The following is a 12,441-nucleotide window of genomic DNA, read 5'->3' as shown; positions in this document are numbered from 1 at the left end:
TATACATATACATACGCCGACATCAACAGTAAACTGGTGTTATTATTTTTTTATTTGACGAGGTTAACGTCGTGGCTGAACAACAGACCGTGTTACAACTGGCGGCTGCAATGAGCGATGCCCCCGCCCCGATCTACCAACGGGTCAAACAGGCGATCGTGAATCAAATCCGTGCGGGGCACTGGCAACCGCACCAGCGCGTGCCCTCCGAAAGTGAACTGGTGGCGGAACTGGGCGTCAGCCGCATGACCATCAACCGCGCGCTGCGCGAGCTGACCAGCGAAGGTTTTCTGATCCGCATGCAAGGCGTCGGCACCTTCGTCGCCGAAGCCAAGGCGCACACCGCGCTGCTGGAAGTGCACAACATCGCCGATGAGATCGCCGCGCGCGGTCATCGCCACAGCAGCAAAATCCTCGAGCTGAAGGCCCGCCCGGCCAGCGAGGAAGAGGCGGCGGCGCTCGGCATTCAGCCCGGCCAACGGCTGTTCTATTCGCAGATCGTGCATTACGAAAACGACGTGCCGGTGCAGGTGGAAGACCGCTGCGTCAATCCGCTGGTGGCGCCGGATTACCTGAAGCAGGATTTCGACCGCGTCACGCCATACGCCTATCTGACGCAGGCCGCGCCGCTGACCGCCGGCGAACACATCGTCGAAGCGGTGATCCCGACCCGGCGCGAACGCGAGCTGCTGCAGCTGGAGGACCACGAACCCGGCCTGCTGATCCACCGCCGCACCTGGTCCGGCAAAACCGTGGTGACCTCGGCCCGGCTGCTGTACCCCGGCAGCCGTTACCAGCTGTTCGGCCGCTTCACCAGCGAAGTCTGATCCCCGGCGGGCGCGCCCTGCGCCCGCATCTCCGCGGTCGATCACATCCTGATAACAAAATCTCTCCCGCCCCTTGTGACATCCCGGTGAATGCGTTAGGTTGTTTTTAATTGTATATACAACCATGTGGGAGCTGCGGCTCCGGCGGAGGAAAGCAATGACGTCTGAGATTCACTGTGACAGCCTGTGGCACGGCGCCGATATCGTCACCATGCGCGACGGCAAATATCACACCCTGACCGACGGCGCGATCGCCGTACGCGACGGCAAGATCGTCTGGATTGGCGAACATGCGGCGTTGCCGCCCGGCCTGATCGCGGACGAAACGGTGAAATTCGACGGCGGCATCATCACCCCCGGCTTTGTTGATTGCCACACGCACCTGGTGTTCGGCGGCAACCGCAGCGGCGAGTTCGAACAGCGGCTGAACGGCGTAAGCTATGCCGACATCGCCGCGCAGGGCGGCGGCATCATCTCCACCGTGAAAGCCACCCGCGAAGCCGACGAAGCGCTGCTGCTGGAACAGGCGCTGTTCCGCCTGCGTCCGCTGCTGGCGGAAGGCGTCACCTGCGTGGAAATCAAATCCGGCTACGGTCTCAGCCCGGAAAGCGAGCTGAAAATGCTGCGGGTGGCGCGCAAACTGGGCGAGCTGCTGCCGGTCGAGGTGAAAACCACCTGTCTGGCGGCCCATGCGCTGCCGCCGGAATACGCCAACCGCGCCGACGATTACATCAATCTGGTCTGCGATACCATCATCCCGCAGGCCGCCGCCGCCGGCCTGGCGGATGCGGTTGACGCCTTCTGCGAACATCTGGCGTTCTCACCGGCGCAGGTGGAGCGAGTCTTCGCCGCCGCCGAAGCCGCCGGTTTGCCGGTCAAACTGCACGCCGAACAGCTCTCCGCCCTCGGCGGCAGCACGCTGGCGGCGCGCCATCACGCGCTCTCCGCCGACCATCTCGAATACGCCACCGAGCAAGATGCCCGCGCCATGGGCGACGCCGGCACCGTGGCGGTGCTGCTGCCGGGCGCCTACTACCTGCTGCGTGAAACCCAATGCCCGCCGGTAGAGCTGTTCCGCAAACACAACGTGGCGATGGCGCTCGCCAGCGACGCCAATCCCGGCACGTCGCCGGCGCTGTCGCTGCGCCTGATGATCAACATGGCCTGCACGCTGTTCCGCCTGACGCCGGAAGAAGCGCTGGCGGGCGTCACGACCCACGCCGCCACAGCGTTGGGGTTGCAACACAGCCACGGCACGCTGGAAACCGGCAAGGTGGCGGACTTCGTTCACTGGCCGCTGTCGCGGCCGGCGGAACTGGCTTATTGGTTGGGCGGCCAGCTGCCCTGTACGGTGATTTTCCGAGGAGAAGTACGTCAATGACCATTCGCGATCCTTTTAGCTTCCAGACCGGCAGCCTGCCGCTGCTGATCAGCATCCCGCACGCCGGCACGCAACTGACGCCGGCGGTCGAGGCCGGGCTGACCGACGACGCCCGCCCGCTGCCCGATACCGACTGGCACATTCCGCAGCTGTACGACTTCGCCCGGGCGATGGGCGCCAGCGTGCTGGTCGGCAACTATTCGCGCTTCGTCATCGATCTGAACCGCCCGGCGGATGACAAACCGCTGTACACCACCGCCACCACCGGTCTGTATCCCGACGTGCTGTTCGACGGCCGCCCTAGCTTCCTGCCGGGCAAAGCGCCGACGGACACAGAACGCGCCGGCTATCTGCAGCAGATTTGGCAACCTTATCATCAGCAGCTGCAGAACGAGCTGGCGCGCCTCAAAGCGCGGCACGGCTATGCGTTGCTGTTCGACGCGCACTCCATCGCCTCGGTGATCCCGCGGCTGTTCGACGGCAAACTGCCGGATCTCAACCTCGGCACCAACGGCGGCGAAAGCTGCGCCCAGGCGCTGAGCGATCGGCTGGTCGCCTGCTGCGAGCAGCAACAGCAGTACACCCACGTGCTGAACGGCCGCTTCAAGGGCGGTTACATCACCCGCGCCTACGGTCAACCGCAGCAGCAACAGCATGCGATCCAGCTCGAGCTGGCGCAGGTCAACTACATGTCCGAACAGTATCCTTTCGCGTTCGAACCGCAGCGCGCCGCCTCGCTGCAGCGCCTGCTCAAGCAGATGGTTGAAAGCCTGTTGGACGGCGCCGCCAGGCTGAACTGATCCCCCTTTACAGGCGCCGCCGGGCGCCTGTTTTTCTCCTGCCTTTAACCGCAACGCCAGCAGCAATCTGCGCGCTATATCAAAGTTTCGCGTGATTCCCCGCTAACTGGTCCAAACAGCGCACAAAACAGCGGCCGACGAAAAACGCACTGCGCCACAATCAGCCCAAAAGCCCGTGTTCATCGTCAGCACCGGGCGGCCTGTGGCCAACTGGCCCGTTTCGAATATCTCTCTGGAGGCCCTATGTCTGTAACACCGTTAAACTGGCGCGCTGCCGGCGCCGTCGCCGAACAACTGCTGGCCGGCTGGCAACGGCGTGGCGAACCCGGCGGCGCCATCACCCTGTTTGACGCCGAACAACTCCGCGCCACCGCCTGCGCCGGCCTGGCCGATCTGGCGCAGAACACCCCCTTCACCGCCGACAGCGTGGTGCGCTACGCCTCAGTGACCAAGCATATCTTCGCCGCGCTGGCGCTGAACGCCACCGATCGCGCTGTTCGGCTGGAGCAACGCCTGGGTGAACTGCTCCCTGCCCTGCAGCCCGCGTTGGCGGACGTTACCGTCGGCCAGGCGCTGGACATGACCGGCGGCCTGCCTGACGTGCGCGAAACACTCGGCTTGCTGGGCATATCGCTGCACGCCGTCAGCGAGGCGCAGCCGGTGATGCAGTTTGTCGAGGGGCTGGAAAGGTTGAACTATGAGGCCGGCAGCGAGATCGCCTACAGCAATACCGGTTATCGGCTGCTGGAGGCCGCGCTGCGCAGCAAAGGGTATGATTTCGACCAGTTGGTGCAACGGCATATCGCCCAGCCGCTGCAGGTGCAGATGCGAGCGCCGGAAAGCTGGTTCGACGTAGTGCCGGGGTTGGTGCCGGGTTACTGGCGGGCGCCGCAGGGCTGGCAACACGCCAGCGCCGGCCTGCACCTTTCCGCCTCCGGCAGCCTGACCGGCAGCGTCAACGCCCTCACCCGCTGGCTGCAAACGCTGTTGGCGGACCAAGGCCCCGGCCAGGGCGTGCTGGCGCAGCTCAGCGCGCCGCGCCGCCTCAATCAGGGCCAACTCAGCGCCTATGGTCTGGGGCTGGCGCGCACGCCGCTGGGTCGCCGCAGCCTGCTGGGCCACGGCGGCTCCCATGCCGGTTACAAAACCTATTTCCTGCTGGCGCCCGACCGTCAGGCCGGCGTCGCGCTGGTGGCCAACCGCGAAGATTGCGACAGTTTCGGCATGGCCTTGCAGGTGATGGCGACGCTGCTGGGCGAGCCGCTGCCGCAGCGCAGCGCGGCGATCCCCGACGGCCTCTACGCCACGCTGGCGGAGCCGCACTGGCTGGAAGTCAAAAACGGTAACCTGGCCTATCTGGGCAGCGATGAACCGCTGTATCAAGGGGAGGACGGGTACGCGGTGTCGTTATCCGCCCATATGCCCATCAGGCTGAAGTGGACCGGCGAAGCGGTAGAGGGCGAAGTCGGGCATGTGGCGCGCCGTTTCCTGCCGGTCACGGCCAACGGCGACTGCCTGAAGCATGTGCAGGGGCTGTGGTACCACCCGCACTATCGCACCGCCTTTGAAATTCGCGGCAATCGGGTGCATATCGGCGTCGGCCCGGCGGCGCAGACCGGCACGCTCAGCCCGCTGGGCCAGGGACGCATGCTGGTGGAGTGCCAGGACGGCCCGTGGTTGAAACGCTTTTGCCTCTATTTCCGCGGTTACAACGTGGATCTCATCGCCAACCGCAGCCGGATGCTGACCTTCCGCCGCAGCACCGTCGGCCGCGACTGACGATCAGCGCGCGCTGTCGGCTTTGACCGCCAGCAGCGCATCCGCCAGCCGCCGCTTGTCGGCGGCGCTGAGATTCACCTGTTCCACGGACGCCATAAACGCCGCCCGATCCGCCGCGTCAAGCGGGCCGGCGCGCAGCCGCGCCGCCAAACGCTGCAGTATCCGGCTGCTCAATTGCCCGATCTGCACCCGCACCTGCGCCAGCGGGCGCGGCTGCCAATCGCTTTCCGGGCTCGCCAACCAGTCGGCGCGATAGCGGTACTGAATCGCCTTGGCGGCGTTCATCTGCGCGGTGATAAAAGGCCGTACCGACGCCGGCTCCAGCCCCAAACGCCCCGCTTCCGCCTGCGCGTTGGCCAACACCTTCGCCTCCTGCGCCAGATCTTCGATCGGCAAATGCTGCTGCGCCTTGTAACCGGCCACGTCTTTCATCAACGACAGCCGTTGGTTCACCAGCTCGCCGATAGCGGCGCCGCCGTCCGTCAACGCCGGAAAACTGGTCAGGCAACACGCTATCAATAACGCCCTGAACATGGCGCCTCCCTTATGATGCAGTGAAAAGGTCAGGCGCCAAGTTCACCACGTCAGCCCCGCGCCGGCAAATAAAAAAGGCCCCGCCGCAGCGAGGCCCGATGAGATCCAACCGGCGTTAGTCGAACACGCCGTTGATGACGGAAGCCACAATCGCGGTGCTGAGCGCGACCAGCACCAGATCGTCGCCGGCGATGCGCCATTCATAACCCGGATACTGCGGCAGTTCACGCAGCATCGAAGACGGCACCATTTTTTTGGCGATGCCCGGCGGCAGCGGTTTGCCGCGCGCCAGATTCTTGGCGATGCCCGGCGGCAACGAGCGGTAGCCGGTCAGCCCGTAGGTGTGCGCCAGCGAACGGGCGCGGTCGCGCGAGAGGCTGACGGAAACCAGATTATCGTCGTTTCTATAGTCTCTATAGTCGCCTTTATCTTTGTTGCCGTGATTGCCGTGATTGCCGTTGTTGCCGTGGTTACCGTTGTTGCCGTGATTGCCGCTGTTGCCATGCCCGTTGCCGTTGCCGTTACCATTGCCGCCTTTGTCGGCCATGGCCGGGGCGGATGACAACCCCAGCGATGCAATCAGTGCCAACACCGTGAGAGTCGTACGACGTTTGTTCATGTTGTGTATTCCTGCGTGGGGGACTCTGTTTACTATAGTTGGCCTTTTCCGGGCAAAGTATAAGGAAAACTCCGAGATGACAGTGCGGTTTTACGGCATTCGCGCCACTCTCTTGTTTTAACGCAAAACGCCTCGAGAATTCCGAAATCTACCCCCGATTTTTCTTGAAGAAAAATAAGCCTTCCGCTAGCGTGGGACGGTAACAAAAAAGAGTTAGCGTGCTCTTTTTCGTCGCACCTCAAATCTTATTCTTATCATCCAGAATGATAATATCGAACACTTCCCGCCTTTCCGTGCGGGATTCTTTTTCCCACCGGCGTCGCCCCTATTTGGTGCTTTATGTTGAGATTTCGTTGCCGATAATTTACATTCGCTGTCTGAGAAACCTTAACCTCCCGCGGTGGCCAGGCTGGCAACGGGTGGGCGTTCAGGAGCAAAAGACGTGCAAATGACCCTCATGGAATACATCACTCGGCACTTTAACGGCGATCTTCATCGTTACGCGCAGTCGGAAGGCGTCAGCCGTGAACAAATCATTAGTTGGATAAATAATGAATGTCACGTGATCAAAGGCAGGCTGTTTATGCCGGTGAGGCATCTCCCGGTAGAACAAGCCCAGTGATGACGAAAAAAACCCCGCCAGGCGGGGTTTTCTGTTTCTGATAACACGGAAAATCAGAAGTTATAGCCGACCACCAGGTAGTAACCCCAACCGGTAGACTTGATCGGGCCCTGCGGCGTGCCGATCTCCGCGCCATCCTGCCACTGGCCGCCGTTATGGAAGTAACGCGCCACGAAAGAATAATGCCAGTGATCGTAGTTCAGCGCCAAAATATGGCTGGAGGCGATCGAGTTGCCGGTGCGCACCTGTTTGCCGGTGCCGTCAACCCAGTGGCTGTCCTTGCCCAGATCGGAACCGAAGTCGAAGTTGGTGAAGCCGATGTAGCTCAGATTGCCGCCCCACACCTGGGTCAGCGGCACAAAGTATTTCACCTTGAAGCGGTAACCGTCCCAGCTGTTCTCGTTGGCGGCCTGGTAGTTTTCCCACTGGTATTTGGCATAGATGTTCATCGACAGGCTCATCGGTAGACCGGTGTCGATATCGGTACCCAGGCCCATGTACCAGGTGTTCTGACGGCCGTCGGCGTTGTGGCCCAGATCATAAATGTAGTTGTTGGCGAAGTACCACTCTTTGAACGGGCCGAAGCTCAGGTCGGTGCCGGTCAGTTTGTCGATGGAGAAGCGCGGTTCAATCTCCATAAACAGCGGGGAGCCTTTGTTCCAGATGCCGCGATCCGGGGTGTTGCCCACGCCGAAGAACTTTGGCACGTCAACGTAGCCGTAGAAATCGAACCAGTCTTTCTTGGCGAAGGCTTCGTATTCGAGATACACGTCGTTATTCAGTTGCGGCCCGAAACGGGTGTGGTAGCTGCCCACCACGTTAACGCTCTGGTGCCACCAGTCGGAGACATATTGACTGTCTTTGCTATCAGCCATTGATGATGCACTGTAAGACGCTGCGAGCAGTACACCTGCTGCGAGAGCTATTTTTTTCATTTTATTACCACATGCTTAAAGGGCCATTTCCTGCCCGTTTAGAAAAGATGACAATGAGTCTGCCGACACCTGGCGTTGTCTTCACACAGAAACTCGGATGACGCGCGCATTATAGAAACCACTGACTGTAAGAATCTGTGATCCAGTTACGCATTTCGCGAATAGGTAATCGATTGCGTTCACATTTGTCAAATTATGTTTCATGCAAATTCACATTCGCTGTGATTTTTGTCATGTGTCGCGTTTTTTAGCGCAGTTTTTAAGCCAAATGACATCAGGGCGTCATCACGAGGTGGAAAAGAAAAAGCCGACGCGCGAGCGTCGGCCTTCATCAGCATCAGGAGAAAGTGCGGAACGTGAAATCAGTTTACCGCCGGCACCGCTTTGGCGATGTTTTCCTGGCGGAACGCCACCTCTTCACCGTTTTTGACCTCCCAGCTGGCGACCGGAATATCGGTTTTGGGCGCCGCCGCGACGACCGAACCGTAAATCAGCTTGTCATCGCGGCGCAAAATATAAACATCGAGCTGATATTCATGCCGCAAATTCGCCGTGGTCAGGCGCACGGTATCGCCGCGCTCATAATGATGCACGTCGATTTCAGGCTGCTGAATAAATTGAATGTCACTTCTCATTGTCGTCGTTCCTTCAGGCAACATGGCTAGTTAAATTCTAGTTCAACATTGCGGCGATGGCGGATAATTTCCGTTAATTTCCGCGAGTTGCCCGCCAACAGATCAGCGAGCCGAGGGTGACCATCGCTACGCCCTGCCAGAAATTGGCGGTCAGCGACGTGTGCAGCACCAGCGCGGCGAACACCGCCGACAGCACCGGGGTAAAATAGGAGACGGTCGCCAGCAGCGTCATGTTGCCGTGCAGAATGCCGACGTTCCAGGCGGCATACCCCGCCCCCATCGCCACCCCGGCGCACAGCAGCGTCACGGTCACGCCGACGCTGAACTGCATGCCGCTTTCCGCGCTGAAGGCGTACTTCAGCCACAGCGCCAGCGCGGTCAGCGCGATAAACAGCACCACGCCGTTGCTGCCCTGGGCGATCTTCTTGGTCAGGTTGCAATACAGCGCCCAGATCACCGCGCCGCTGAACGCCAGCGTATAGCTGAGCGGATTGCTGCGCACGTTGGCCAGCATCTGCGCCGGTGACCAGCCGCCCTCGCCGCTCATGATCCAGCCGATGCCGAACAGCGACAGCAGCAGCCCCGGCAGCAGCCACCATTTCGCCTTTTGGCCGTTGAGCGCCAGCGCCATCAGCACGGTGAAACAGGGCCACAGGTAGTTGATCATGCCCACTTCTATCGCCTGCAGGCGGGTATTGGCGTAACCGAGCGACAGCGACAGGCAGATCTCGTAGCTGACAAACAGCAGGCTGCCGACGATCAGGTAAGGCCGCGGAAAGCTGCGCCATTTCGGCACGCCGAGCGCCACCAGCAAGAACGCCGCGCTGACGCTGTAGATCATCGCCGCGCCGCCGACAGGCCCCAGCCCTTCGCTGACGCTTCTGATCAGGCCAACGACGCTGCTCCACAGCACGATGGCCAACAAACCGAACAGCGTGGCACGGGTACGCGAGGGCAAAGCGGGCATAAGGCAGGTCCAATAGGTTATTTTTTATCAGGTTTTTCACTCTACTGCCGCACGCGCCAAAAAGAAAGGCGGGAAACTCCCGCCTGTGAATTTATTGCTGCGGTTGCCGCTCCAACTGCGGCGGCGGCTGGCGAAAGCGTCGGGTCAGCCAGGCCAAATAGCCGAAGCCCAGCGTCGCCCAGATAAGCCCCATGGTCAGCGAGCTTTTCTCCAGGTTCAGCCACAGCACCCCTACCGTCAGCGCCCCCACCAACGGCAGGAACAGGAAGTTGAAGCGATCCTTCCAGCTTTTGTTGCGCCCTTCGCGAATAAAGAAGTGGCTGATCACCGACAGGTTAACGAAGGTAAAGGCCACCAGCGCGCCGAAGTTGATCAGCGCCGTGGCGGTCACCAGATCGAATGACAGCGCCGACAACGCCACCAGCCCGACCATCAGTACGTTCAGCGCCGGCGTACGCCATTTGGGGTGGATATAGCCGAAGAATTTCTCCGGGAACACGTTGTCACGCCCCATCACGTACAGCAGGCGCGACACGCTGGCGTGCGACGCCAGGCCGGAGGCCAGCGTGTTGATAAAGGTCACGCACAGGAAGATCGATTGGAACAGCTTGCCGCCGACGTACAGCGCAATCTCCGGCAGTGCGGCGTCGGGCTGATGAAAGCGTTGAATGGACGGGAAAAACAGCTGAATGAAGAACGACACGCTGATAAAGATCACCCCGCCGTACAGCGCGGTCAGGAAGATGGCGCGCGGGATCACCTTGGCGGCGTCGGGCGTCTCTTCACACAGCGTGGTGACTGCGTCAAAGCCGAGGAACGAGAAGCACAGGATAGTCGCGCCGGTAATGATCGGCAGCAAATGCGCATTCTCGCTGAGGAACGGCCGCAGGCTCCACACCGTGCCCATCCCCTCGCCGTTGTGCAGGCCGCGCACCACCAGATAGATGAACACCAAAATGATCGCCACCTGCGCCAGTACGAACAGGGTATTGAAATTGGCCACCAGATTGACGCTTTTCAGGTTGATGGCGGTGATCAGAATCACGAAGCCCACCACCCACACCCAGGGCGGCACCTCCGGGAACAGCGCGGTCAGGTAGATCTTGGCCAGCAGCGTGTTGATCATCGGCAAGAACAGATAGTCCAGCAGCGACGACCACCCCACCAGGAAACCGACGTGCGGATTGATCGCCTTCTGCGCATAGGTGTAGGCGGATCCGGCGGTGGGAAACTGGCGCACCAGTTTGCCGTAGCTGATGGCGGTGAACAGCACGCCGGCCAGCGCCAGCAGGTAGGAGGTCGGCACATGGCCGTCGGTGAGGCCGGAGACGATGCCGAAGGTGTCAAACACCGTCATCGGCGTCAGATAGGCCAGGCCCATCATCACCACCTGCCACAGCTTGAGGGATTTGCGCAGCTGCGGTTTGCCCGCCTGGCCGCCGTCGATGGCTTTAGTCGTCATGGCATTTCCCCTTTTGGTCCTCTGCTGTCAACCGTGCAACGTCATTCAGAGAGGCCGCAGGGAAACTGCTGCTCAGGCGGCGGTAAAAACGGGTTGGGATCGCTGTCGGGCGGCCGGCGACCGGCCCGTCGGCACTGCGGCACAGGCAAACGTCTGCGCAGGGGGATGACTGAGTCATGGTTATTTCCTCGTCGGCGTCCTGTACGCCGTGATAGAAGAAATTCTGTACCGCTGCGCGCAGCCTCGCCGGCCACAGGAGAGCCGATGAAATGCGCCGGACGCGCGCGGTAGTCACAGGGTGAGCGGGATCAGGCGTTTTTCAGCATCCACTCGATCTCGGTTTCGGTGATCAGGCGCTCAAACTGCACCAGCTCATCGGTTTTGCAGGCCAGATAGACGTGGCTGAAGCGTTCGCCCAACAATGCGTTGAGCACCGGCTGATGTTCGAACTCGTACAGCGCGTCGCTCTGGCGGATCGGGAACGGCAGCCCGTCCTGCTCCAGCCCGTTGCCGGTCACCGGCTCAGGCAGCGGCAATGCGGTTTCCAGGCCGTAGACGATGCCGGCCAGAATGGTCGCCATCACCAGATACGGGTTGGCGTCGGCGCCCGCCACGCGATACTCCACCCGGTGGTTATCGCGATCGCCGCAGGGAATGCGCAGCGCCACGGTGCGGTTGTTATGCCCCCAGGAGGCCTGGGTCGGCACATACATGCCGGGCTGGAAGCGGCGGTAGGCGTTGACGTTCGGCGCCAGCAGCGCCATTGAGGACGGCATCAGGGCGATCATGCCCGCCAGCGCCTGTTTCAGCAGCGCCGAATCTTCGCCGTCGTCATCGGCGAACACGTTGTCGCCTTGCGCATTCAGCATGCTGATGTGCACGTGCATGCCGCTGCCGGCGTGCTCTTCATACGGCTTGGCCATAAAGGTCGCCTGCATATTGTGGTTCTCGGCCACCATGCGCACCAAGCGCTTCAGCGCCAGCGCATGGTCGCAGGCCTGCAGCACATCATCGGTATGGTGCAGGTTGACCTCGAACTGCCCCGGCGACGCCTCCGCCACCGCGCCATCCGCCGGAATGCCCTGCAAGCGCGCCAGTTCGTCGATCTCGCTCAGCACGTCGGCGAAATGATTCAGGTTATCGACGGAATACACCTGGCTTTGGGTGTTGCGCTCCTGGGTCCCCGGTGCGCACGGCGGCTGCAGATACCCCTCCGCATCGCGTTGACGATCGATGAGATAGAACTCCAACTCTACCGCTACCACGGGGGAGAGCCCGCGCTGACGCAAACGCTGCCACACTCGGTTCAGCACATTGCGCGGTTCAACGTCAAAGGGAGTGCCATCTTCATCCAACATGGTGAGCAGCACCTGCGCGATATATTGCGGATCCGCCGCCGACGGCGTCAGCGTGCCCGGTACCGGCACGCACACGTGATCCGGCTCGCCCAGCTCCTGCCCCAACCCGGCTTCTTCCACCACGTTGCCGAGAATATCCATCGCAAATACCGACGCCGGGAAGTAACAGCCTTTTTCCAGCTTATTCAGACCGCCGACCGGGATGCGTTTACCGCGGAAGCTGCCGTTCAGATCGGTCAACAGGACGTCGACATGTTGGGTTAACGGATAACGTTCCAGGTACTTCTTCACTTCGCGCTGGAACGCGCTACTTCGTCTCTCTTCACTGTGCTGAACAAAGTTTTCCACTTCTACGATGTTGGTCTGCATGGTTCACCCGCCGTTTGTGTTTTGCTGTCGTCGATGTTTATTGACCGTCTTGTTCAATATAATGCCCACAATTGAAACGTAGATGAAACAAATTTGTTTTGCAAGTGTTAATTTTGGTTTGAATATTGGCCAATCGACTGCTAGATTTATAGA

The 12,441-nt window shown here is 60.8% G+C and carries 12 protein-coding genes; 5 read left to right on the top strand and 7 right to left on the bottom strand.

All coding sequences use genetic code 11. The features are described 5' to 3' along the window. The first annotated feature begins 71 nt into the window (after nucleotides 1-71). The 4 genes from hutC (at nucleotide 72) to ACORQT_RS10465 (ending at nucleotide 4,787) form a co-directional block, all read left to right on the top strand. On the top strand, nucleotides 72-827 hold the full coding sequence (hutC, locus tag ACORQT_RS10480; RefSeq protein ID WP_049204077.1) for a histidine utilization repressor: 756 nt from the start codon (nucleotides 72-74) through the stop codon (nucleotides 825-827). 157 nt (nucleotides 828-984) lie between these two features. Beyond that, nucleotides 985-2,208, top strand: a complete 1,224-nt coding sequence (gene hutI / locus ACORQT_RS10475) for an imidazolonepropionase (RefSeq protein ID WP_108680574.1) — start codon at nucleotides 985-987, stop codon at nucleotides 2,206-2,208. Next, nucleotides 2,205-3,008: an N-formylglutamate deformylase gene (gene hutG / locus ACORQT_RS10470; protein ID WP_108680572.1), complete on the top strand. Its 804-nt coding sequence runs from the start codon at nucleotides 2,205-2,207 to the stop codon at nucleotides 3,006-3,008. Before hutI ends, hutG begins: the two co-directional genes overlap by 4 nt. A 243-nt stretch (nucleotides 3,009-3,251) precedes the next feature. Continuing rightward, a complete protein-coding gene (locus ACORQT_RS10465; protein WP_089191596.1) occupies nucleotides 3,252-4,787 on the top strand; it encodes a serine hydrolase domain-containing protein in 1,536 nt (511 codons plus the stop codon). A gap of 3 nt (nucleotides 4,788-4,790) precedes the next feature. Here ACORQT_RS10465 and ACORQT_RS10460 read toward each other — a convergent pair whose 3' ends face one another. Further along, a complete protein-coding gene (locus ACORQT_RS10460; protein ID WP_089191595.1) occupies nucleotides 4,791-5,321 on the bottom strand; it encodes a chorismate mutase in 531 nt (176 codons plus the stop codon). A gap of 115 nt (nucleotides 5,322-5,436) precedes the next feature. Then, a complete protein-coding gene (locus ACORQT_RS10455) occupies nucleotides 5,437-5,940 on the bottom strand; it encodes an anti-virulence regulator CigR family protein (RefSeq protein ID WP_164057118.1) in 504 nt (167 codons plus the stop codon). Between the two features lie 442 nt (nucleotides 5,941-6,382). Between ACORQT_RS10455 and ACORQT_RS10450 the strand changes: the two genes are divergently transcribed. Beyond that, nucleotides 6,383-6,562 carry a hypothetical protein gene (locus ACORQT_RS10450; protein ID WP_033642811.1) on the top strand — a complete coding sequence of 60 codons (180 nt, stop codon included), beginning with the start codon at nucleotides 6,383-6,385 and terminating at the stop codon, nucleotides 6,560-6,562. Nucleotides 6,563-6,615: 53 nt separating this feature from the next. Here ACORQT_RS10450 and ACORQT_RS10445 read toward each other — a convergent pair whose 3' ends face one another. The 5 genes from ACORQT_RS10445 to ACORQT_RS10425 form a co-directional block, all read right to left on the bottom strand. Beyond that, a complete protein-coding gene (locus tag ACORQT_RS10445; protein ID WP_033652091.1) occupies nucleotides 6,616-7,497 on the bottom strand; it encodes a nucleoside-specific channel-forming protein Tsx in 882 nt (293 codons plus the stop codon). A gap of 362 nt (nucleotides 7,498-7,859) precedes the next feature. Beyond that, nucleotides 7,860-8,132 (bottom strand): hypothetical protein, encoded by a 273-nt coding sequence (locus ACORQT_RS10440; RefSeq protein WP_004941292.1) that lies wholly within the window; start codon nucleotides 8,130-8,132, stop codon nucleotides 7,860-7,862. 73 nt (nucleotides 8,133-8,205) lie between these two features. Then, nucleotides 8,206-9,099 (bottom strand): aromatic amino acid DMT transporter YddG, encoded by an 894-nt coding sequence (gene yddG / locus ACORQT_RS10435; protein ID WP_164057119.1) that lies wholly within the window; start codon nucleotides 9,097-9,099, stop codon nucleotides 8,206-8,208. Nucleotides 9,100-9,190: 91 nt separating this feature from the next. Next, a complete protein-coding gene (locus tag ACORQT_RS10430) occupies nucleotides 9,191-10,561 on the bottom strand; it encodes an APC family permease (protein WP_033642803.1) in 1,371 nt (456 codons plus the stop codon). Between the two features lie 308 nt (nucleotides 10,562-10,869). Beyond that, a complete protein-coding gene (locus ACORQT_RS10425) occupies nucleotides 10,870-12,288 on the bottom strand; it encodes a glutamine synthetase family protein (RefSeq protein ID WP_015377637.1) in 1,419 nt (472 codons plus the stop codon). Between the last annotated feature and the right edge of the window lie 153 nt (nucleotides 12,289-12,441).

It is taken from the genome of Serratia sp. (in: enterobacteria) (assembly GCF_052400455.1).
Taxonomy (GTDB): domain Bacteria; phylum Pseudomonadota; class Gammaproteobacteria; order Enterobacterales; family Enterobacteriaceae; genus Serratia; species Serratia ureilytica.
The sequence above is the reverse complement of the archived record's forward strand: the minus strand, read 5'-3'. Positions and strand labels throughout refer to the sequence as shown.